Here is a 21,798-nt window from a genome sequence, read left to right on the forward strand (position 1 = left end):
AGCAGTACCTGTCCTCTTGATTCTTTGTACTAATATACGAGCATAGGGGTTCAGTTTAGACCATAGAATTCGGTATACAGGGAATTCAGGCAGGAGGTTAACGCTTTGGCCAAACCTAAAATCGGGTTAGCGTTAGGATCGGGAGGGGCCAGAGGGCTTGCTCATCTCGGTGTGCTTTCCAGTTTACATAAGCACCAAATTGAAGTGGATATGATTGCAGGAAGCAGCATGGGCGCTTTGGTGGGCAGTTTTTATGCCGCCGGACATGACGTGGCAACGATGAAAAAAGTAGCCAAAGCCTTTAAACGAAGGCTTTATGCTGATTATACGGTGCCGAAGCTCGGTTTTTTAAAAGGTGACCGCGTCAGACAGCTTGTGCATGCTTATACATTCGGAAAACCGATTGAAGAGCTCCAAATCCCGCTGGGCATTGTTGCGTGTGATTTACAGACGGGAGAAAAGGTTGTGTTCCGAAAAGGATCAGTGTCAGATGCAGTGAGGGCCAGCATCAGCATACCGGGTATCTTTATTCCGCAGCGGCTGGACGGACGCCTTCTTGTAGACGGCGCGGTCGTCGATCGAATTCCGGTTTCTGTTGTGAAAGACATGGGAGCTGATATTATCATCGCTTCGGATGTTTCCAGGGTTCGAAAAACTGAAACAGCAGTGCATATTTTTGATGTGATTATGCAAAGTATGGATATACTGCAAAATGAATTAGTGCGGCATCAAACAATTGCCGCAGATATCATGATTCGCCCTTCCCTTGAAACATACAGCTCAAGCTCGTTTGCCAATATTGAAGAAATGATATCGGCAGGCGAAGAGGCGACAAACCGAATGGTCAGCAAGATAAGAAAAGAAATAGAGAATTGGGAGGGCTCATAATTTGCTACGTAAAAAACATTTTAGCTGGATGCTCGTCATCCTCATACTGATCGCCGTTTTATCATTTATAAAACTTCCATACTATATTACAAAACCGGGAGAAGCGACAGAGCTTGCTTCATTGATAAAAGTGGAGGGAGGCTACCCGGAAAAAGGAAGCCTGTCCTTAATGACTGTTAAAGTGGGACCGGCTAATCCGTTTACATATGTGTGGGCAAAGATGCACCCTTATTATGAAATTGTTCCTGATGAGAGCATTAAGGAGGAAGGCGAGTCAGATAAGGAGTATATGAAAAGACAGCTCCAAATGATGAAAAGCTCGCAAGAAAATGCGGTTATAGCCGCCTATCAAAAGGCAGGAAAAAAAGTCAGCTATTCCTTTAACGGCATATACGCAAGCTCTGTTGTAGAAAACATGCCGGCAAAAGGGAAAATAGAAGTCGGTGATAAAATCATCAGCGCAGACGGCAAAAACTATCAGTCTGCTGAAAAGCTAATTGATTATATCAGCAGCAAAAAAGCGGGAGATAAAGTCACGTTAAAGATCGAAAGAGAAGAAAAAGAAAAGCGTGTCACCCTTACGTTAAAACAATTTCCTGATGAGCCGGATCGGGCAGGAATCGGAGTTTCACTTTATACAGACAGAAACGTGAAGGTAGAGCCTGATATTGATTTTGAAATCGAAAATATTGGCGGCCCGTCAGCAGGGTTAATGATGTCCCTTGAAATCTATAATCAGCTGACAAAACCAGACGAAACAAAAGGCTACGATATTGCGGGAACAGGTACGATTGATGTTGACGGAAAAGTAGGCCCGATCGGCGGCATTGATCAAAAAGTCGTCGCCGCAGACAAAGCCGGAAAAGACATTTTCTTCGCGCCAAATCAAAACGGCGCCAGCAATTCCGATTATAAGAACGCAGTAAAAACAGCAAAAGATATTGATTCAGATATGAAGATTGTTCCTGTTGATACCATGCAGGATGCGATTGATTATTTGAATAAGCTGAAAGCGAAAAGCACCTGATTCTCAGGTGCTTTTTCTATACATTTAAAAAGTGTTGTTCATCTTCGTCATATCGAATCGGTGCATGTCCGTATTCCTGCAGGTCAAACTCAGTTCTCAGCGGCTCTTCTATCGGCAGGCTGTAAATCCTGCTTGCTTTTACGTCCAGATCGAGAGCTGGATGGGCGAAAGAGGACAGTTTGCTGACAAGCGGAACAGACAGTGCTTTTTTCTTTTCGGATAAATAAGTCTGTCCTTTTTTCGTCATGCCGAGAAGCCTGATATACGGCACCTTATCGTCGTCAAGCAGCTTTTGCATATCCTGTTTTTTTGTTCTGGTTAAAATGTGTGTATTCATCCGCTGGAGCCTTGTCCACGTATAGCGTTTTGTTTTCAGCAGCTCCATAAATTCCTGATAGGAGCTGGATTTTCTGATCGAACGAAGAATTCTGTGCTCTAAACCTTCCTCCACCTCGTATACTTGTTGTAATTCCTGTGCTGTTACAGTTGAAAGGCTGTATTTTAAGTAAGAAAAGTAGCTCTCAGGTGTATGCCACAATCCGAAAGATTTGCGGTAAGCTGCTAATTCACGTGCAGATGCAGCAGGGAGAAAACGAAAGCAAGCTTCGAGATTCTGGCCAGTCATCGCTTTTCTAATGCTTGTGGCGCTTGCGATATGGTTTTCGCCTTCAGGGAGATCGGCATCATGATAGTTCGAAGAGATGCGTGCCGTAGTATAAGGTTTCATAGGATATCCCCCGGTTAGAATCGAGGTCACATACTGGCATCCCAAAATGTTATTTGGTTTTGACAAGTCAAGTGCACTTTCAGTATGCAAAATGGAGCTGAAGGCGCTAGCCGCCGCTACTGGGTAACTGGCCCCCTTTTTAAGTTCTTCTTTAATTCGGTCATTTAATATATGTTTATGCTCATCAATAAGCTGTGCTGTTTCTAAAAAAGGCTTGATATCCCCATTTTCACTCCCGAAAAACAGCGCCTCACATTCAAGTTCGTTCAGGATGGAAACACTGCCGCGTGCAAAAATGTCTGCTTTTTGCACGGCATAAAGATAAGGCAGCTCAATGACAAGATCAACTCCGCTTTGCAGCGCCATTTTTGTTCGGGCCCATTTTGATACAACAGCGGGTTCCCCGCGCTGTAAAAAATGCCCGCTCATGACCGCGACAGCCGTGTCACATCCGGTTTGCCGCTTTGCTGTTTGGGCATGATAAAGGTGACCGTTATGAAAGGGGTTATATTCAACCACCAATCCGACAGCTTTCATATTTTTTCCGCCTTTCTTGCTATGTTTAAAAACGTATGGTACATTTGCAAATGAAAACTCTTACGCCTTATTTTTGTTTTAAGTGTATGCATAGCATATTCCGCTGTCAACGATACTTCAATGGCAGCATTATGCTGTAAAGAAAAAATATTGACAAAAACAATCTTAAAAGCTATAATCATGTTTGTTGCTTTCCTGAGGTGATACAAATGAAATGGACGATTTATCAGCTGCATCAAATGCCAAAACAAAGTTTTGAGTTTGATGAAACAGTTGAGTTAAATGAGCTGACAAAGCTGAATTCTGACATTCGCCGCATTTCTCCCGTCCGGGTGAAGGGCAGAGCGGATATCAAATCCAAACAGGTTTCGTTTGATTTTACAATTTCAGGCGAAATGATTTTGCCATGCTCAAGAACACTCGTTGATGTCCCGTATCCATTTGAAATTTCAACAAAAGAACTGTTTATATTTCATCACACGGATGATATAGAAGATGATGACGTTCATATTGTTGAGGACGATACTATCGACTTAACTCCGATCGTGAAAGAAGAAATTCTTTTAGAAATCCCTATGCAAATCTTTTGTGAATCTGAACAAGAAAAAGGAGCTGCTCCTCAAGAAGGAAAGGATTGGCAAGTCATTTCGGAAGAAGACAAGAAGAATCAAGTTGATCCGAGACTTGCAGCCCTCGAAAAGCTCTTAAAACAAGATGATGAATCTTAACTCTTTAAGGAGGTGGGAATAATGGCTGTACCTTTTAGAAGAACTTCTAAAATGAAGAAAAGATTGCGCCGTACACATTTCAAACTTAATGTACCTGGTATGACAGAATGTCCGTCATGCGGAGAGATGAAGTTGTCTCACCGTGTATGCAAAGCATGCGGATCATACAACGGCAAAGACATAAATGTAAAAAGTAACTAATAAGAAAAGCGCGGGGTGAAAGCCCTGCGCTTTTTCTTTTTCTCTTCCTGTCAGCTTGCGGAAAATTTGTGAGTGCAAATAGTCTATCTAATCTATTACCGGCATATGTATGAGATAAATAAGCTGACATGGAGGGAGATTGAATTTGACCATTACAAGACAAGATGCTTGGACTCAGGATGAGGATTTGCTGCTGGCAGAAGTGGTGCTTCGTCATATTCGAGAGGGAGGAACACAGCTTTCAGCCTTTGAGGAGGTTGGAAGGGCGCTGACCAGAACCGCGGCAGCCTGTGGTTTCAGGTGGAACTCGTATGTGAGAAAACAATACCAGTCAGGTATAGAGCTTGCAAAAAAGCAAAGGAAAGAACTGAGAAAGCAAATCGGCGTTCATTCGGTCAATATGCCGAATTCCATGAAGCAGACTGCCTCGGCATCGTCAGAAGGAAAACGAGATTTGTCCATTCAGGATGTCATTCAATTTCTCGAACAATTCAAAGAAGCACCGTCTGCACAAGAATTTCAGCTTGAAAGGGAAAAATTGAAGGAGCAAATCCAATCGCTGCAAAAAGAGCTTGAGGATTTGCGGAGTGAAAATCAGACATTGCGGAATCAGCTAGAGATGACAGAAGAGGATTACAAGGCACTGATCGATATCATGGATCGGGCCAGAAAAATGGTTGTTTCGAAGGAAGACGGAAGAATGAAAAAAGCGGCTCAAGAAACGTAAAGAAACGCCTGAAATGAACCGGCCCTATAGTAAGAATAGGCCGGTTGTTTTGATTTCTATGCAGACTCTCCCGGTGTCATTTCATGGTCCATATCAGGATGCCAGATGAGCGGGTTTTCCCCTTTGTCCCGCGCCATATTATACTTAACAGTTTTAAAGTTCATTTTGTTCCAAAATTCCGCTGATTTCATTCTCGGATTTGTCCGGATCGGCATTTTGAATGATTTTGCAAATTCAACCAAGGCTCTCCCGTATCCCCTGCTCTGGTAGCCCGGAAGAACCTCAAGCTTCCACAGCTCCAAATAATCCTGGCGGTTGTCAAAATAGGGATTCGATTTGCCGTTAACTTGATACAGACTCATTCGTGCTACAAGTTTATCGCCAAAATAAATCCCGTAAAAAGGCGAGGTGCTGTCATTTTCAATAATATTATCCTGAAGTTCTTCAAGCATTGAAAGCTCCTGAATGCCGTATTCTTTGAATTTCTTGAATTCTTCCAGCGTTTTATAGTTGATAAGCAGACGTTCTACCTTTGTCAAACAAATCTCCCCCTTTGTTGTTTCTACATATATTGTAAACGCTTTATTTAAAAAATCCAAATATTTAAACTTTAATTTTAAGCACATGGGATCTTTGAGAAGTAATTTCTTCTTACTTCTGCTATGATAATACGTAAATGCTAAATTGGGTGTGACATCATGAAAATTGGAATTATCGGCGGAGGCTCCGTCGGTCTTTTATGCGCCTATTATTTGTCACTTTATCACAACGTGACTGTTGTGACGAGGCGGCAAGAACAGGCTGCGGCCATTCAGTCTGAAGGAATCCGGCTTTATAAAGGCGGGGAGGAATTCAGGGCTGATTGCAGTGCGGACACGAGTATCAATTCGGACTTTGACCTGCTTGTCGTGACAGTGAAGCAGCATCAGCTTCAATCTGTTTTTTCGTCGCTTGAACGGATCGGGAAGACGAATATATTATTTTTGCAAAACGGCATGGGGCATATCCACGACCTAAAAGACTGGCACGTTGGCCATTCCATTTATGTTGGAATCGTTGAGCACGGAGCTGTAAGAAAATCGGATACAGCTGTTGATCATACAGGCCTAGGTGCGATAAAATGGAGCGCGTTCGACGATGCTGAACCTGACCGGCTGAACATCATGTTTCAGCATAACCATTCGGATTTTCCGATTGATTATGAGACGGATTGGTACCGTCTGCTGACGGGCAAGCTGATTGTAAATGCGTGTATTAATCCTTTAACTGCGTTATTGCAGGTGAAAAATGGAGAACTGCTGACAACGCCAGCTTATCTGGCTTTTATGAAGCTGGTATTTCAGGAGGCATGCCGCATTTTAAAACTTGAAAACGAAGAAAAGGCTTGGGAGCGGGTTCAGGCCGTTTGTGGGCAAACGAAAGAGAATCGTTCATCAATGCTGGTTGACGTCATTGGAGGCCGGCAGACGGAAGCTGACGCCATTATCGGATACTTATTGAAGGAAGCAAGTCTTCAAGGTCTTGATGCCGTCCACCTAGAGTTTTTATATGGCAGCATCAAAGCATTGGAGCGAAATACAAACAAAGTCTTTTGAGCTTTTTCGGTAACATGCTATACTCATTTCGGATCACTAACTATTTATTGGAGAAAGGAAGTTCTAGAAGATGCAGCTAACTGAACTTTCCATCAAAAATCAGAATGTGTTTGTACAGCACTATATAGATGGCAAAGAAGAAATGTCTTCTTTTTTTGATTACAGTATTCATCATAAGGACATGTGGCGCGAAAGACTGGAAGACTTATCTTCCCGGTTTTTCGCAAGAGAGGAATTGGCGGCGTACTTAACCTCTTACCATAATAAATTCGGTTCAAGTGCGATGCAGTCTGCTATTGAGAAGCTGAAGGACCCGTCAAGTGCCGCTGTAGTCGGCGGACAGCAGGCTGGACTTTTAACAGGACCGCTTTACACCATACATAAAATCATTTCAATCATTGTTTTAGCAAAGCAACAAGAAAAGGAACTGCAAGTGCCTGTCATACCAATCTTCTGGGTGGCTGGAGAAGACCACGATTTGGATGAGATTAATTTTGTTCATACATCTGAAGAGAATGGGCCTGTGAAAAAAAAGCTGCCTCAGTCTTATTGGAAGAAATCATCAGCAGCGAGTACATCGCTTGATCAGGAAAAGTGTGCCGCGTGGATAGATGATGTTTTTGCCGCTTTTGAAGAAACAGACCATACGAATACACTTCTCGACAATGTGAAACGATGTTTAAGGGAATCTGTTACGTTTACTGACTTCTTTGAACTGCTGATAGCGGATCTGTTCCAAGAAGAGGGCTTAGTTTTATTAAATTCTGGAGATCCGGGGATTAAAAAGCTGGAAACGGCCATGTTCCAAAAGATTCTTCGAGAAAATGATGAACTCGCCCGGGCTGTATCAGATCAGCAGGCCTTCATGCGTCAAGCAGGCTACAAACCGATTATCGAGTCCGGAAAAGAGCAGGCGAATCTGTTTTATGAATACGAAGAAGAGCGTTTTTTAATTGAAAAAGATAACGGCCGATTTGTCATCAAAGAGCTTGATCTAGGATGGACGATGGATGAACTTCATACACATATGGAAGAACATCCAGAGCGTTTCAGCAACAATGTTGTAACGAGGCCGTTAATGCAGGAATTTCTCATTCCGACTTTAGCATTTATTGCAGGGCCTGGAGAAATCAACTATTGGGGCGAGCTCAAACAGGCTTTTGCGGTGATGGGCTTCAAAATGCCTCCTGTCATGCCAAGGCTGAACATTACGATACTTGAGCGGCATATTGAGAAAAAACTGGCTGAACGGAATATCTCGTTACAAGACGCGATTGAGCGCGGAACGGAGAATCAAAGAGAGACATACTTTGAGCGCCAGATTCCGGAAGAGTTTACGGCGGTGATGGATCAGACGAAAAGCCAAATTGAAGCGATACACAAAACGGTCCGGCAGGAGGCGTTAAAGGTTGATCAAAGCTTGGAACCTTTACTCCTGAAAAATGCCGCTTTTATTCAGGATCAGCTTCAATTCTTAGAGCGCACAGTGACGAAGCGAATTGAAGAAAAAGAAGGCTACGTCTTGAAGGATTATGAAAGAATTCAAAATAGCATTAAGCCGCTGCTTGCGCCGCAAGAACGGATTTGGAATATCATGTATTATTTGAACAGGTATGGTCCAAAATTCTTCACGACATTCAAGAATCTGCCATTTTCTTTTCAAAATCAACATCAAGTTGTCAAACTTTGAAATAAAGTTTTAAAGAACCCTGAATAGTTCAGGGTTTTTTTTTATGGGTAAACAGTGTAAAATGAAGTTGTGGAGCGAAGTGGTGAATAGTGGTGAGTTAAGGAGAGAAAGTGGGGCAAGAGATCATGTTTATGGGTGAATATCAGCATACCATCGATGCGAAAGGCCGCATGATCGTACCCGCTAAATTCAGAGAAGGCCTAGGTGAGCAATTTGTGCTGACTAGAGGACTTGACCAATGTCTCTTCGGCTACCCTATGCACGAATGGAAACAAATTGAAGAAAAACTAAAAGCTCTTCCTCTCACAAAGAAAGATGCCCGCGCGTTTACCCGTTTCTTCTTTTCAGGGGCGACTGAATGCGAACTGGACAAGCAAGGCAGGGTAAATATCGCATCATCTCTATTGAATTACGCCAAACTGGAAAAAGAATGTGTTGTTATCGGGGTTTCTAATCGAATTGAATTGTGGAGTAAAGTAATTTGGGAACAATACACAGAAGAGCAAGAAGATTCATTTGCTGAAATTGCTGAAAACATGATTGGGTTTGATATATAATGATTCTTCGTGTATAACACTCTAAAAACAATTTCAATTCATCCTGATAAAAGGTGGGACCAACACAATATGTTTCAACACAAGACAGTACTTCTTCGTGAAACCGTAGACGGACTCAATATTAAACCAGACGGTACATATGTAGACTGCACACTCGGCGGAGCTGGGCATAGTACATACTTATTGCAGCAGTTATCCGAGAAGGGGCGTTTAATCGCTTTTGACCAAGATGATACGGCATTACAGCATGCTAAAGAAGTGTTGTCCGATTATAAAGGACAGCTCATTCTGATTAAAAGCAATTTCAGGTATTTAAAAGAATGTTTGAATGAACAAGGCATTACAGAAGTAGACGGCATTTTATTTGATTTAGGGGTGTCCTCTCCGCAGCTGGATACACCGGAGCGCGGATTCAGTTACCATCATGACGCACCGTTGGACATGAGGATGGACCAGTCGGCTACGCTTTCGGCGAAAGAAGTCGTTAATGAGTGGCGCTATGAGGATCTCGTCCGTATTTTCTTTAAATACGGAGAAGAGAAGTTCAGTAAACAGATCGCCAGAAAAATTGAGGAGGCAAGAATGAAGTCTCCTATTCAAACTACGGGCCAACTGGTCGATCTAATAAAAGACGCGATTCCCGCTCCAGCGAGAAGGAGCGGCGGACATCCCGCTAAACGCGTGTTTCAGGCAATCAGAATTGCCGTAAACGATGAACTTAGGGTGTTTGAAGAAGCTTTGGAGCAGGCAATTGAGGTTCTGAAGCCAGGGGGCAGGGTATCAGTCATTACCTTCCACTCGCTAGAAGACAGAATTTGCAAAACCACTTTTAAAGAAAAGTCGTCGCTTCCGGAACTTCCTCCGGGGCTTCCTGTTATACCGGAAGAGTTTGAACCGGAGCTGAAGCTCATCACACGAAAACCGATTACGGCATCTCAAGAAGAGCTTGAAGAGAACAACCGGGCTCGTTCTGCCAAGCTTCGGATTGCTGAAAAAAGAAAATAACAAAACGCGAACGCAAAATTAAAAGGAGGTCATCAGCCTATGAGCAATTTAGCTTACCAACCAGAGAAACAGCAGCGGCATGCGATCAGTCCTGAGAAAAAAGTGATTGTCAAGAAAAGGGCTTCCATTACTCTCGGAGAAAAAGTGCTTCTTGTCCTCTTTGCTGCGGCGGTGCTCAGTGTATCGCTTTTGATCGTATCGAAGGCGTATGCGGCATATCAAACCAATATTGAGGTGCAAAAGCTTGAGGAGCAAATTTCATCCGAAAATAAGCAAATTGGTGACCTCGAAAAAAGCGTTGCTGATTTAAGCAAACCGCAGCGCATTATGGACATTGCGAAAAAGAACGGCTTGAATTTAAAAGATAAAAAAGTGAAAAACATACAGGAATGATTCAAATGCCAAAAAAGAATAAATTTATGAATAGAGGAGCAGCGATTCTAAGTATTTGTTTCGCTCTCTTTTTCTTTGTCATCCTGGGGAGAATGGCATATATTCAAATAACCGGAAAAGCGAATGGCGAAGTGCTTGCGACAAAAGCGACAGAGCAGCATGAAAAGAAACGGACCATCGAAGCGAGCCGCGGCTCGATTTTAGACCGAAAAGGAAAAGTCATTGCAGAGGACACAGCGACGTATAAACTGATTGCGATTCTCGATAAAAAAATGACCACTGATGTCAAGCATCCTCAGCATGTTGTAAACAAAGAAAAAACGGCAGAAGCATTGTCTAAAGTGATAAACTTGGACAAGGCCGACATCCTTGATATCTTAAATAAGGAGGATGCAAAACAAGTCGAGTTTGGCTCAGCTGGCCGGGATATTACGTATTCGCAAAAGCAAAAAATCGAAAAGCTGAAACTCCCGGGCATTTCATTTTTACGGGATACAAAACGCTATTATCCAAACGGTGTTTTTGCATCCAATTTAATCGGCTATGCCGAGGTTGATCAAGAAACAAATGAAATTTCCGGCGCGATGGGATTAGAAAAAGTGCTGGATAAGTATTTGAAGGAGCGCGACGGATATGTGACATATGAAAGCGACAAATCCGGCTGGGAGCTTCCGAACAGCAAAAATAAAATTAAAGCGCCAAAAAATGGTGACAATGTATATTTAACCATTGACCAGAAAATTCAAACCTTTTTGGAAGACAGCATGACAAAAGTAGCGCAAAAGTATAATCCGAAAAAAATCATGGCCGCAGTTGTCGATCCGAAAACGGGCAAAGTCCTTGCTATGGGACAGCGCCCAAGCTTTGATCCGAACAAGCGCGATGTGACAAACTACTATAATGATTTGATTTCATATGCGTATGAACCCGGATCAACGATGAAGATTTTCACACTCGCTGCTGCAATGCAGGAAAATGTGTTTAATGCGAACGAACAATATAAATCAGGAACATTTGAAGTTGGCGGAGCACCTGTTAAGGATCACAATAACGGAGTAGGCTGGGGTCCGACAACATATCATGACGGCGTCCTAAGGTCGTCGAATGTCGCTTTTGCGAAACTGGCGAAAGAAAAGCTGGGATATGACCGCCTCAATCAATATTTGCACAAATTCAATTTTTACCAGAAAACAGGTATTGATTTACCAGGAGAAGTCTCCAGTAAAATCAACTTTAAATATGAATTTGATAAGGCGTCAACTGCATACGGCCAAGCGTCTGCGGTCACACCAATTCAGCAGCTTCAGGCTGCGACGGCAATTGCGAATGACGGTAAAATGATGAAACCTTATGTGATTGACCATATCGTTGACCCAGATAAAGATAAAACTATTTATCAAAATAAGCCGGAATCAGCCGGAACTCCGATTTCTGCAAGCACTGCGAAAAAGGTGCGGGATATATTGGGAGAAGTCGTTACATCGAAGATCGGAACAGGGCAAGCTTATAAAATCGAAGGTTTTGATGTTGCCGGGAAAACAGGTACTGCGCAAATAGCCGGTAAAGGCGGATATTTAGACGGCACAGATAACTATATCTTTTCGTTTATGGGTATGGCACCAAAAGATGATCCTGAGCTTTTAATTTATGTTGCTGTACAGCAGCCGCAGTTAAAAGCAGGACAGAGCAGTTCAGAACCAGTATCTGAAATCTTCAACCCAACAATGAAAAACAGCCTGCACTACCTAAACATTGAACCAACTGAAAAATCTGACTCAGATAAGGAAGAAACAAAAGCACAGACAATGCCTGATTTAACAGATCAAACGGTAGCTGCTGCTCAAAAGAAAGCAAAAGAGGAGAATCTCACACCAATTGTCATCGGCAGTGATGTCGCTGTAAAAGAACAGTATCCGGAAGCGGGTGAGGAAGTTCTCACCAATCAAAAGGTCTTCCTGAAAACGGGCGGTAAAATCAAAATGCCTGATATGACAGGCTGGTCGAGAAGAGAGGTTCTGCAGTACGGTGAGCTCGCGGGAATTCATATTGAAGTAAACGGGCAAGGCTACGCTGTCAGCCAAAGTGTTAAGAAAGACAAAGAAATCAAAGACAAAACCGTAATCAAGGTCAAGTTTAAAAATCCTGATTAAAAAGAAAGCTTGCGTTATGCAGGCTTTCTTTTTTTTTATGCCTAGAGGAGCATCGTTCTACCTGTCCAATTTCAGGCATAAAATGAAACAAGCCTAAATAAGGAGTGAACGGTCTCTTGCGCGTCTCGAATGTAACGGTTAGAAAACGTTTATTATTTGTTTTGCTTTTTGGCGTGATCGTGTTTCTGATCATTGATACAAGGCTGGGGTATGTTCAGTTTGTGATGGGCGAAAAACTGACTTCGCTGGCGAAAGATTCCTGGAGCCGGAACTTGCCGTTTGAGCCGGAGAGAGGCGAGATTCTGGATCGGAATGGTGTGAAGCTCGCAACAAATAAAAGTGCGCCGACCGTATTCGTCGTGCCGCGCCAAGTTCAGAATCCGATGAAAACGAGCAAGCAGCTTGCGGCGGTGCTCAACATGTCAGAAGAAAAAGTATATAAACATGTGACTAAAAAAGCGTCAATCGAAAAGATCACTCCTGAAGGGAGAAAAATTTCAAATGAGAAGGCGAAGGAAATCAAAGCGCTTGATTTAAAAGGTGTGTATGTTGCGGAGGACAGTATCCGTCATTACCCGTTCGGCAGCTTTTTATCTCATGTGCTTGGATTTGCAGGAATTGACAACCAAGGGCTCCTTGGACTTGAAGCCTATTACGACGATGATTTAAAAGGGGAAAAAGGTTCTGTTAAGTTTTATACAGATGCCAAGGGTAAAAAAATGCCTGATGAAGCGGATGACTATACGCCGCCTAAGGATGGGCTTGATATGAAGCTGACGGTTGATTCAAAGGTCCAGACGATAATGGAAAGAGAGCTTGATAACGCTGAGGCCAAATATCATCCGGACGGCATGATTGCCGTAGCCATGAATCCGAAAAACGGAGAAATCTTGGGGATGTCTAGCAGGCCTGACTTCGACCCTGCTGATTACCAATCTGTTGATCCGTCCGTCTACAATCGAAATCTGCCAGTATGGAGCACGTATGAACCGGGATCTACCTTTAAAATTATTACACTTGCAGCAGCCCTTGAAGAGCAAAAAGTAAATTTGAAACGGGATCAATTTTATGATAAAGGGCATGCGGAAGTGGACGGAGCGAGACTGCGCTGCTGGAAAAGAGGCGGGCACGGGCTGCAGACGTATCTGGAAGTTGTGCAGAACTCCTGCAACCCGGGGTTTGTTGAATTAGGCGAGCGCTTAGGAAAGGAAAAGCTTTTCAAATATATCAAAGACTTTGGTTTTGGACAAAAAACGGGGATTGATCTCCAAGGCGAGGGAACAGGCATCTTATTCCCGCTTGAGAGAGTGGGCCCTGTGGAGCAAGCAACTACGGCTTTCGGACAGGGAGTATCCGTCACACCGATTCAGCAGGTTTCAGCAGTATCCGCCGCTGTAAACGGAGGAACGCTCTACACACCTTATATTGCAAAGGAATGGATCGATCCTGTTACGAAGAAAACGGTCAAAAAACAATCACCAATCGCAAAGAAACAAGTCATTTCTGAGGAAACATCCAAACAAATCCGCTATGCTCTAGAAAGCGTCGTCGCAGAAGGAACAGGCCGCAATGCATTTGTAGAAGGATATCGTGTCGGAGGAAAAACGGGAACTGCACAAAAGGTTAAAGATGGAAAATACCTTGAGAACAACCATATTGTATCATTTATCGGTTTCGCGCCAGCTGATGATCCGAGTCTAGTCGTCTACGTTGCGGTGGATAACCCGAAAGGCACGATTCAGTTTGGCGGAACGGTTGCAGCGCCTATTGTCGGAAATATTATGAGAGACAGTCTGCCGGAACTTGGTGTGAAGCCCCGGAAAAATCAAATCGAGAAAAAATACCAATGGAACGACACAAAAACAATAGAAGTTCCGAATGTTGTAGGGATGTCTGTCTCAGATCTTGAGTCACTATTGGTGAATCTCAATGTGGATGCTTCCGGGAAAGGGAGCAAAATCGTTAAACAATCGCCAGCTGCCGGAACGAAAGTAAAAGAAGGCTCAAAGATACGCGTGTATTTGACTGAAGAAGATGAAAAGGAGGCAGCCGATTGATTCGGGCTGCCTATTCTTTTATTGCAGAAAAAATGCTGATATCTTTCAAGATTAGCTGGATGTATCCTTTTATTTACGCTAAAATATGAACTGTATGCTTAAAATCATTACCACATCATTTGATGTGACTTCAATGATAAAAAGAACGAATTAGAATGTTGAGAGGTTTGATACGATGAAACTTACAAAGCTGCTTACATACTTAACAACCGAACCTTCTGTAAACGACTCACAAGACCCTGAAATAACTTCAATTGAGATGGACTCCAGAGAAGTAAAGAAAGGGAGTCTTTTTGTATGTGTAAAAGGGTATACGGTGGATGGCCACGATTTTGCGCAAAAAGCAGTAGAAAACGGCGCAGCGGCTATTGTGGCAGAAAGAGAGGTCGATGTGAATGTTCCTGTTATTATTGTCCGGCAGTCACTTCGCGCGCTCAGCGTTTTGTCTGATGCGTTTTACGGACAGCCGACGAAGAAGCTTCAGCTGATTGGGATAACAGGGACAAACGGCAAAACATCAACGACCCACATGGTCGATGAGATTCTGAAAAAAGCGGGAAAACGCACAGGCTTGATCGGTACAATGTACATGAAAATCGGAGACGAAACACTTCCTGTTAAAAACACGACTCCGGAAAGCGTCACGCTGCAGAAAACGTTTAAGAAAATGAATGACAAGCACGTTGACACTGCAATCATGGAGGTTTCTTCCCACGCTTTGTCTTTAGGACGCGTCCATGGCTGTGATTATGATATTGCCGTGTTTACGAATTTAACACAGGACCATCTGGACTATCATAAAACGATGGATGAGTACCGGCATGCAAAAAGCTTGCTCTTTTCCCAGCTTGGCGGGGCTTTCAACCATGAACATCCAAAGCGTGCCGTCCTGAATGCTGACGATGAGGCGAGCGCTTATTTTGAAAAGGTAACAGCTGCGCATATCTCTACATACGGAATTAAAAACGATGCTGATGTGATGGCGAAGAACATCAGTATCACTGCACAGGGCACAAGCTTTGATCTCGTGACAAACAAAGGCACGAAGCACATCACGATGTCTCTCGTCGGACAATTTAATGTGTATAACGTGCTGGCCGCTGTTGCGACATGTATTGCAGCAGGCATACCGTTTGAAATCATCACTGAGGCTGTTGAAGAATTGCATGGTGTAAGAGGACGTTTTGAATTGGTCAATCAGCAGCAGGAGTTTCCTGTCATTGTAGACTACGCGCACACACCGGACAGCCTTGAAAATGTGCTGGAGACATGCAGAGATATGACGGAAGGAAAGCTATTTGTCGTTGTCGGTTGCGGAGGAGACAGAGATAAGACGAAGCGCCCGAAAATGGCTAAAATTGCTGTGAAGCTGGCTGACGAGCCGATTTTCACGTCAGATAACCCGAGAAGCGAAGATCCTCGCGCGATTTTAAGAGATATGGAAGCCGGAGTAGAGAACGCATACTATCACAGTATTGCAAACCGCGAGCAGGCGATCTTTTTCGCAATTGCCAATGCCAAAAAAGGCGACGTTGTCCTCATTGCCGGAAAAGGACATGAAACCTATCAGCAGATCGGAAATGAAACTTTCGATTTTGATGATGCTGAAGTAGCGGCGAGAGCCATTGTTGAACTCAATAAGAATAAGACGAATTCATAGGAAAGAGATGTTACTGAATAATGGAGCTTGAAAAGATTTTTCATATGGAAAAAAATCATGAATATGATAACTACGTATGTCGTTTGAAAGAAACAGGAGGAGAAAAGGACAATGCTTGAGCAAGTCATTCTGTTTACAATTTTAATGGGGTTTTTAATTAGTGTTCTGCTCTCTCCGATTCTTATTCCGTTTTTAAGAAGATTAAAATTCGGCCAGAGTATTAGAGAAGAAGGACCGAAATCACATCAGAAAAAATCAGGGACACCGACAATGGGCGGGGTCATGATCATACTTTCTATCATAGTGACAACAATTGTGATGACACAGAAGTTCTCAGAAATAAGCCCCGAAATGGTGCTGCTTCTGTTTGTTACGCTAGGCTACGGTTTGCTTGGCTTTTTAGATGATTACATCAAGGTTGTCATGAAGCGCAATCTTGGGTTGACATCAAAGCAAAAGCTGATCGGACAAATTATTATTGCAGTTGTATTTTACGCTGTGTATCATTACTACAATTTTGCGACGGATATTCGCATTCCTGGAACTGACTTATCATTTGATCTTGGCTGGGCTTACTTTATCCTTGTGCTCTTTATGCTTGTCGGCGGATCAAACGCAGTTAACCTGACTGACGGCCTTGACGGGTTATTATCCGGTACTGCGGCGATTGCCTTTGGCGCCTTTGCCATTCTGGCATGGAATCAGTCTCAATATGACGTAGCGATTTTCTCAGTTGCCGTTGTCGGTGCAGTTCTGGGCTTCCTTGTATTTAATGCTCATCCGGCCAAAGTTTTTATGGGAGATACGGGATCGCTTGCATTGGGAGGAGCCATCGTTACCATTGCCATTTTAACGAAATTAGAGATCCTGCTGGTTATCATCGGCGGTGTATTCGTTATCGAGACATTATCCGTTATTTTGCAGGTCATCAGCTTTAAAACGACAGGTAAACGAATCTTTAAAATGAGTCCGCTTCATCACCATTATGAGCTTGTCGGCTGGTCTGAATGGAGAGTAGTCGTGACGTTTTGGGCTGCGGGACTTTTGCTTGCCGTTTTAGGAATTTACATCGAGGTGTGGTTATAAGTGGAAAATGATCAATTTTTACAGAAACAGCATTTTTTAATCCTTGGGCTTGCGAAAAGCGGATATGCGGCGGCCTCCATTCTTCATGAAAAAGGCATTTATGTTGCAGTCAATGATCAAAAGCCTTTTGAAGAAAATGAACCGGCACAAAAGCTTTCTGAAAAAGGAATCGAAGTTGTTTGCGGAGAGCATCCAGTTTCTCTGTTCGATCAGCATCAAATCACGATTCTGATCAAAAACCCGGGAATTCCTTATGAAAATATTATGGTTCAGGAAGCGGAGAAACGAGGCATTCCGGTTTGGACGGAAATTGAGCTCGCTTACTACCTGACCAGCGCCAAGTTTATCGGGATTACCGGATCGAACGGTAAAACGACCACAACAACGCTAATTTACGAAATGCTCAAAGCTGACTCGCAAAAAGCACTGATTGCCGGAAACATCGGCACAGTCGCAAGTGAGGTTGCCTATCATGCTGATGGAGATGAATGGATCGTTACTGAACTGTCTTCGTTTCAGCTGATGGGAACACACGCTTTCAGACCGGAAATCAGCCTGATTTTAAATGTATTTGACGCCCATCTGGATTATCACCATACGCGCGAAAACTATGAAAAAGCGAAACAGAAAGTGTACCTTCATCAGACTGCTTCAGATAAAGCCATTGTCAACCAGGATGATGAAACCGTCGTGCGTCTTGCTGAAGCCGGAAAAGCCGAAATCGTCCCATTTTCAGTCAGCAAAACGCTTGAACAGGGCGCATATGTAAAAGACAGTATGATTATGTTTAACGGCGAAGCCATTCTTCCTCTGGAAGAGGTTGTGCTGCCCGGTGCTCATAACCTGGAGAACATTTTAGCAGCTATTGCAGTTGTGAAAACGGCAGGAGCATCCAATGAGGCGGTTAAAAAGGTGCTGACAAGCTTTACTGGTGTGAAGCACCGCCTCCAATATGTCACAACTGTGAATGGCCGCAAATTTTATAACGACAGTAAAGCAACAAACATTCTGGCGACAAGCAAGGCGCTTTCAGCTTTTGATAAGCCGGTCATTCTGCTTGCGGGCGGACTGGATCGCGGAAATGGTTTTGATGACTTGAAACCTTATATGAAGCATGTCAAAGCAGTGCTTACATTTGGCCAGACGGCGCCAAAACTCGAGAAACTCGGCAATGAACTGGGAATACAACATGTCAAACGTGTCGATAATGTTGAACAAGCAGTATCTGCGGCGTTTGCGATCTCAAATGAAGGAGATGTCATCCTGCTGTCACCCGCGTGTGCGAGCTGGGATCAATTCAAAACATTTGAAGAACGCGGTGACATGTTTATAGATGCCGTGCATATGCTTAAGTAAGGGCTTGTCTTGAAGTAAATCGGCAGCCCTAATGACTTTAAGCTTGGGGTGTCGATTGCTTTGACTACTAAAAAAACATCGCCTGATTTGTTATTGGTCATCATTACGTTATTATTATTAACAATCGGATTAATTATGGTGTACAGTGCGAGTGCGGTATGGGCGGATTATAAATTTGACGACTCATTCTTTTTCGCGAAACGGCAGCTTTTGTTTGCGGGAATCGGCGTCATTGCTATGTTTTTTATCATGAATGTCGATTATTGGACTTGGAGGACATGGTCCAAATTGCTGATGGTTATCTGCTTTTTCCTTCTGGTGCTTGTTTTGATACCGGGCGTCGGAATGGTGCGGAACGGTTCAAGAAGCTGGATCGGAGTCGGAGCATTCAGCATACAGCCTTCAGAGTTTATGAAGCTTGCGATGATTGCATTCCTTGCTAAATTTCTCTCTGAAAAACAAAAAAACATCACATCGTTCAGACGGGGGTTCGTCCCCGCACTTGGCATCGTGTTTTCAGCATTTTTGATTATCATGTGCCAGCCTGACCTCGGAACGGGGACAGTAATGGTCGGAACTTGTATTGTCATGATTTTTGTAGCCGGCGCGCGGATCGCCCATTTCGTCTTTCTCGGGCTGATCGGCCTCAGCGGATTTGTCGGGCTCGTACTATCGGCTCCATATCGAATTAAACGGATTACCTCATACTTAAATCCATGGGAAGATCCGCTCGGAAGCGGATTTCAGATCATTCAATCGCTTTATGCAGTGGGGCCCGGCGGGTTGTTCGGAATGGGGCTCGGACAAAGCAGACAGAAGTTCTTTTATCTGCCTGAGCCGCAAACAGACTTTATTTTCGCCATCTTGTCAGAGGAGCTGGGCTTTATCGGGGGAACACTTATTTTGCTCCTCTTCAGCGTCCTGCTGTGGAGAGGAATCAGAATTGCGCTTGGTGCGCCTGATCTGTACGGAAGCTTTGTCGCAGTCGGCATTATTTCAATGATTGCCATTCAAGTCATGATAAATATCGGCGTAGTCACGGGCCTGATTCCTGTAACAGGCATCACGCTCCCGTTTTTGAGCTACGGAGGCTCTTCATTGACTCTAATGCTGATGGCAGTTGGTGTGCTGCTGAATGTAAGCCGCTACTCGAGGTATTAACGAATGTATGTCCATGCTTCCTGTCTAACATGAAGCTTGGAAACAATTGATGCGATAACCCTGTCCAACAAAACAGGGTTATCGTTATGTTATAGAGAAACTTAGACTGGGGGAAAAGAAATGCGAATTGCAATAAGCGGAGGCGGTACAGGGGGACATATTTATCCTGCGCTTGCTTTTATTAAAGAAGTGCAAAGACGTCATCCTAATGTGGAATTTTTATATATCGGAACAGAAAACGGGCTGGAGAAAAAAATTGTTGAGCGGGAGAATATACCGTTTCGTTCAATTGAAATTACAGGATTTAAAAGAAAATTGTCATTTGAAAATGTCAAGACTGTGATGCGTTTTCTGAAGGGCGTCAAAAAGAGTAAATCGTATTTAGCGGAATTTAAGCCCGATGCCGTAATTGGAACGGGCGGTTATGTATGCGGGCCGGTTGTCTATGCCGCTGCGAAAATGGGAATTCCGACTATTGTCCATGAACAAAACAGCCTGCCGGGCATCACGAATAAGTTTCTTTCAAAATATGTTAATAAAGTAGCGATTTGTTTTGAAGAAGCGAAATCACATTTTCCTAGCGAGAAAGTTGTATTTACGGGAAACCCGAGAGCCTCTGAAGTCGTCTCAATAAAGACGGGACGATCAATGGCTGAATTTGGGCTTTCTGAAGACAAAAAAACAGTCTTAATTTTCGGGGGAAGCCGAGGCGCTGCACCGATTAACCGCGCTGTCATTGACATGCAGGATGCGCTGAAAACAAGAGACTATCAAGTGCTGTATATCACCGGTGAAGTTCACTATGAAAAAGTAATGAATGAGCTGAAAAGCAAGGGTGCCGCTGATAATATGGTCACAAAACCGTTTCTTCATCAAATGCCTGAGTATTTAAAGGCCATTGATGTCATTGTGGCCAGAGCCGGTGCGACAACGATTGCCGAAATTACTGCTCTCGGAATCCCAAGTGTTCTGATCCCGAGTCCATATGTGACAGCGAATCACCAGGAGGTCAATGCGAGATCTCTCGGCCAGCATGATGCGGCGATTGTACTGAAAGAAACAGAGCTCAGCGGGGAGAAGCTGATTGAAGCGCTAGACCGGATTGTACTGAATGAGCAAACGTTAAAGGAAATGAGCGAACGAACAAAGTCACTCGGTGTTCCTGACGCGGCTGCCCGTTTATACAGCGTACTCGAGGAATTAAAAAAATAATAGAAAAGCAAATGGAATGCGGAGGTTTACGATGGAGAAAGTGATACAGGAATTAAAAGAACGCGAAGTCGGCAAGGTTCTTGCAAATGAACCGCTCGCGAATCATACAACGATGAAAATCGGCGGACCTGCGGATGTATTGGTCATTCCAAGCAGTGTAGATGCTGTTAAAGACATCATGGACGTGATTAAAAAATATGATGTGAAGTGGACAGTCATCGGTCGCGGATCAAATCTTCTTGTTTTAGATGAAGGAATTAGAGGCGTAGTAATCAAGCTGGGTGCGGGTCTTGACCACTTGGAGCTTGAAGGGGAGCAAGTAACAGTCGGAGGCGGTTATTCAGTGGTCCGCCTTGCTACATCATTGAGCAAAAAAGGCCTGTCCGGTTTGGAATTTGCTGCCGGCATTCCAGGATCAGTCGGCGGAGCGGTTTATATGAATGCCGGCGCTCACGGTTCTGATATGAGCGAGATCCTCGTCAAAGCCCATATTTTATTTGAAGACGGAACGATTGAGTGGCTGACAAATGAGCAGATGGATTTCAGCTACAGGACATCTGTACTGCAAAAGAAACGCCCGGGCGTTTGCCTTGAAGCTGTTTTGCAGCTGGAGCAGAAGGATAAGGAATCAATCGTTCAGCAAATGCAAAGCAATAAAGACTATAGAAAAAATACACAGCCGTATTCAAGCCCTTGTGCGGGAAGCATATTCAGAAATCCGCTTCCGAATCATGCCGGGAACCTTGTAGAAAAAGCAGGCTTGAAAGGATATCAAATCGGCGGTGCAAAGATATCGGAGATGCACGGAAACTTCATCGTCAATGCGGGGGGAGCATCAGCAAAAGATGTGCTTGATCTCATTGACCATGTGAAAAAGACAATCCGTGAAAAATACGAGATTGATATGCACACAGAGGTTGAAATCATCGGCGGAAATCGCTGATTCAAGTTCTGACTGAAGCTGTTCATATGATATACTGTAAGCAAACGACAAACGGCATCATAGTATGCCGTTTGTTTTGGAATAGACAGACTTTTAAC

21 protein-coding genes are annotated in these 21,798 nt (G+C 43.6%); 18 read left to right on the forward strand and 3 right to left on the reverse strand.

Annotation, left to right across the window (positions count from 1 at the left end; genetic code table 11):
- The first annotated feature begins 105 nt into the window (after positions 1 to 105).
- Both AC0OMA_RS08315 and ddcP read left to right on the forward strand, forming a co-directional pair.
- A complete protein-coding gene (locus tag AC0OMA_RS08315) occupies positions 106 to 888 on the forward strand; it encodes a patatin family protein (protein ID WP_047182573.1) in 783 nt (260 codons plus the stop codon).
- A 1-nt stretch (position 889) separates the two neighbouring features.
- On the forward strand, positions 890 to 1,915 hold the full coding sequence (ddcP, locus tag AC0OMA_RS08320; RefSeq protein ID WP_014476730.1) for a protease DdcP: 1,026 nt from the start codon (positions 890 to 892) through the stop codon (positions 1,913 to 1,915).
- 16 nt (positions 1,916 to 1,931) lie between these two features.
- Here the strand turns inward: ddcP and AC0OMA_RS08325 are convergent, their stop codons facing one another.
- Together AC0OMA_RS08325 and AC0OMA_RS08330 are read right to left on the reverse strand one after the other, a co-directional pair.
- Complete coding sequence (locus AC0OMA_RS08325; RefSeq protein WP_322839602.1) at positions 1,932 to 3,179, reverse strand: nucleotidyltransferase; 1,248 nt, start codon at positions 3,177 to 3,179, stop codon at positions 1,932 to 1,934.
- Positions 3,176 to 3,361, reverse strand: coding sequence for a hypothetical protein (locus AC0OMA_RS08330; RefSeq protein ID WP_003232215.1), 186 nt, complete (start codon positions 3,359 to 3,361; stop codon positions 3,176 to 3,178). The genes AC0OMA_RS08325 and AC0OMA_RS08330 overlap by 4 nt, the downstream gene beginning before the upstream one ends.
- 27 nt (positions 3,362 to 3,388) lie before the next feature.
- On the opposite strand from AC0OMA_RS08330, the gene AC0OMA_RS08335 reads away from it, so the two are divergent.
- From AC0OMA_RS08335 to gerR, 3 genes are all read left to right on the forward strand, one after another.
- Positions 3,389 to 3,907 carry a YceD family protein gene (locus AC0OMA_RS08335; RefSeq protein ID WP_014479718.1) on the forward strand — a complete coding sequence of 173 codons (519 nt, stop codon included), beginning with the start codon at positions 3,389 to 3,391 and terminating at the stop codon, positions 3,905 to 3,907.
- Positions 3,908 to 3,928: 21 nt separating this feature from the next.
- Positions 3,929 to 4,108, forward strand: a complete 180-nt coding sequence (gene rpmF / locus AC0OMA_RS08340) for a 50S ribosomal protein L32 (protein WP_003154457.1) — start codon at positions 3,929 to 3,931, stop codon at positions 4,106 to 4,108.
- A 145-nt stretch (positions 4,109 to 4,253) separates the two neighbouring features.
- On the forward strand, positions 4,254 to 4,835 hold the full coding sequence (gene gerR / locus AC0OMA_RS08345) for a sporulation specific transcriptional regulator GerR (RefSeq protein ID WP_015383592.1): 582 nt from the start codon (positions 4,254 to 4,256) through the stop codon (positions 4,833 to 4,835).
- A gap of 56 nt (positions 4,836 to 4,891) precedes the next feature.
- On the opposite strand, the gene AC0OMA_RS08350 is transcribed toward gerR, so the two are convergent.
- Positions 4,892 to 5,374 carry an N-acetyltransferase gene (locus AC0OMA_RS08350; RefSeq protein ID WP_322839603.1) on the reverse strand — a complete coding sequence of 161 codons (483 nt, stop codon included), beginning with the start codon at positions 5,372 to 5,374 and terminating at the stop codon, positions 4,892 to 4,894.
- 159 nt (positions 5,375 to 5,533) lie between these two features.
- On the opposite strand from AC0OMA_RS08350, the gene AC0OMA_RS08355 reads away from it, so the two are divergent.
- The 13 genes from AC0OMA_RS08355 to murB all read left to right on the forward strand — a co-directional run bounded on the left by AC0OMA_RS08355 (position 5,534) and on the right by murB (position 21,700).
- The gene (locus AC0OMA_RS08355; protein ID WP_322839604.1) at positions 5,534 to 6,430 is read left to right on the forward strand and encodes a 2-dehydropantoate 2-reductase; all 897 of its coding nucleotides are present in this window, start codon (positions 5,534 to 5,536) and stop codon (positions 6,428 to 6,430) included.
- A 70-nt stretch (positions 6,431 to 6,500) separates the two neighbouring features.
- Positions 6,501 to 8,120 carry a bacillithiol biosynthesis cysteine-adding enzyme BshC gene (gene bshC, locus AC0OMA_RS08360; RefSeq protein WP_322839605.1) on the forward strand — a complete coding sequence of 540 codons (1,620 nt, stop codon included), beginning with the start codon at positions 6,501 to 6,503 and terminating at the stop codon, positions 8,118 to 8,120.
- A gap of 125 nt (positions 8,121 to 8,245) precedes the next feature.
- Entirely contained in the window at positions 8,246 to 8,677 is a 432-nt protein-coding gene (gene mraZ, locus AC0OMA_RS08365) for a division/cell wall cluster transcriptional repressor MraZ (RefSeq protein ID WP_003221402.1), read from the forward strand.
- A gap of 69 nt (positions 8,678 to 8,746) precedes the next feature.
- Entirely contained in the window at positions 8,747 to 9,682 is a 936-nt protein-coding gene (rsmH, locus tag AC0OMA_RS08370; protein ID WP_014479723.1) for a 16S rRNA (cytosine(1402)-N(4))-methyltransferase RsmH, read from the forward strand.
- A gap of 39 nt (positions 9,683 to 9,721) precedes the next feature.
- The gene (gene ftsL, locus AC0OMA_RS08375; protein ID WP_003232200.1) at positions 9,722 to 10,075 is read left to right on the forward strand and encodes a cell division protein FtsL; all 354 of its coding nucleotides are present in this window, start codon (positions 9,722 to 9,724) and stop codon (positions 10,073 to 10,075) included.
- Between the two features lie 5 nt (positions 10,076 to 10,080).
- Positions 10,081 to 12,225: a penicillin-binding protein 2B gene (pbpB, locus tag AC0OMA_RS08380; protein ID WP_015483200.1), complete on the forward strand. Its 2,145-nt coding sequence runs from the start codon at positions 10,081 to 10,083 to the stop codon at positions 12,223 to 12,225.
- Positions 12,226 to 12,341: 116 nt separating this feature from the next.
- Positions 12,342 to 14,282: a stage V sporulation protein D gene (locus AC0OMA_RS08385; RefSeq protein ID WP_015483201.1), complete on the forward strand. Its 1,941-nt coding sequence runs from the start codon at positions 12,342 to 12,344 to the stop codon at positions 14,280 to 14,282.
- A 175-nt stretch (positions 14,283 to 14,457) separates the two neighbouring features.
- Complete coding sequence (locus AC0OMA_RS08390) at positions 14,458 to 15,942, forward strand: UDP-N-acetylmuramoyl-L-alanyl-D-glutamate--2,6-diaminopimelate ligase (RefSeq protein WP_015483202.1); 1,485 nt, start codon at positions 14,458 to 14,460, stop codon at positions 15,940 to 15,942.
- A 111-nt stretch (positions 15,943 to 16,053) separates the two neighbouring features.
- Entirely contained in the window at positions 16,054 to 17,028 is a 975-nt protein-coding gene (gene mraY, locus AC0OMA_RS08395; RefSeq protein ID WP_003232192.1) for a phospho-N-acetylmuramoyl-pentapeptide-transferase, read from the forward strand.
- On the forward strand, positions 17,029 to 18,384 hold the full coding sequence (murD, locus tag AC0OMA_RS08400) for a UDP-N-acetylmuramoyl-L-alanine--D-glutamate ligase (RefSeq protein ID WP_015383601.1): 1,356 nt from the start codon (positions 17,029 to 17,031) through the stop codon (positions 18,382 to 18,384).
- A 60-nt stretch (positions 18,385 to 18,444) separates the two neighbouring features.
- Positions 18,445 to 19,545: a stage V sporulation protein E gene (spoVE, locus tag AC0OMA_RS08405; RefSeq protein WP_003244810.1), complete on the forward strand. Its 1,101-nt coding sequence runs from the start codon at positions 18,445 to 18,447 to the stop codon at positions 19,543 to 19,545.
- 120 nt (positions 19,546 to 19,665) lie between these two features.
- Positions 19,666 to 20,757 (forward strand): undecaprenyldiphospho-muramoylpentapeptide beta-N-acetylglucosaminyltransferase, encoded by a 1,092-nt coding sequence (murG, locus tag AC0OMA_RS08410; RefSeq protein WP_015383602.1) that lies wholly within the window; start codon positions 19,666 to 19,668, stop codon positions 20,755 to 20,757.
- 31 nt (positions 20,758 to 20,788) lie between these two features.
- Positions 20,789 to 21,700, forward strand: a complete 912-nt coding sequence (gene murB, locus AC0OMA_RS08415; protein ID WP_003232182.1) for a UDP-N-acetylmuramate dehydrogenase — start codon at positions 20,789 to 20,791, stop codon at positions 21,698 to 21,700.
- Positions 21,701 to 21,798 lie beyond the last annotated feature (98 nt).

The sequence above is a fragment of the Bacillus sp. AMCV2 genome, from assembly GCF_056033925.1.

What these genes read in the sequence shown, in the direction of transcription:
- AC0OMA_RS08325 (WP_322839602.1), bottom strand. Translation starts at nt 3,179, where the DNA reads ATGAAAGCTGTCGGATTGGTGGTTGAATATAACCCCTTTCATAACGGT.
- AC0OMA_RS08330 (WP_003232215.1), bottom strand. Translation starts at nt 3,361, where the DNA reads ATGATTATAGCTTTTAAGATTGTTTTTGTCAATATTTTTTCTTTACAG.
- AC0OMA_RS08335 (WP_014479718.1), top strand. Translation starts at nt 3,389, where the DNA reads ATGAAATGGACGATTTATCAGCTGCATCAAATGCCAAAACAAAGTTTT.
- rpmF (WP_003154457.1), top strand. Translation starts at nt 3,929, where the DNA reads ATGGCTGTACCTTTTAGAAGAACTTCTAAAATGAAGAAAAGATTGCGC.
- AC0OMA_RS08355 (WP_322839604.1), top strand. Translation starts at nt 5,534, where the DNA reads ATGAAAATTGGAATTATCGGCGGAGGCTCCGTCGGTCTTTTATGCGCC.
- bshC (WP_322839605.1), top strand. Translation starts at nt 6,501, where the DNA reads ATGCAGCTAACTGAACTTTCCATCAAAAATCAGAATGTGTTTGTACAG.
- mraZ (WP_003221402.1), top strand. Translation starts at nt 8,246, where the DNA reads ATGTTTATGGGTGAATATCAGCATACCATCGATGCGAAAGGCCGCATG.
- rsmH (WP_014479723.1), top strand. Translation starts at nt 8,747, where the DNA reads ATGTTTCAACACAAGACAGTACTTCTTCGTGAAACCGTAGACGGACTC.
- ftsL (WP_003232200.1), top strand. Translation starts at nt 9,722, where the DNA reads ATGAGCAATTTAGCTTACCAACCAGAGAAACAGCAGCGGCATGCGATC.
- pbpB (WP_015483200.1), top strand. Translation starts at nt 10,081, where the DNA reads ATGCCAAAAAAGAATAAATTTATGAATAGAGGAGCAGCGATTCTAAGT.
- AC0OMA_RS08390 (WP_015483202.1), top strand. Translation starts at nt 14,458, where the DNA reads ATGAAACTTACAAAGCTGCTTACATACTTAACAACCGAACCTTCTGTA.
- mraY (WP_003232192.1), top strand. Translation starts at nt 16,054, where the DNA reads ATGCTTGAGCAAGTCATTCTGTTTACAATTTTAATGGGGTTTTTAATT.
- murG (WP_015383602.1), top strand. Translation starts at nt 19,666, where the DNA reads ATGCGAATTGCAATAAGCGGAGGCGGTACAGGGGGACATATTTATCCT.
- murB (WP_003232182.1), top strand. Translation starts at nt 20,789, where the DNA reads ATGGAGAAAGTGATACAGGAATTAAAAGAACGCGAAGTCGGCAAGGTT.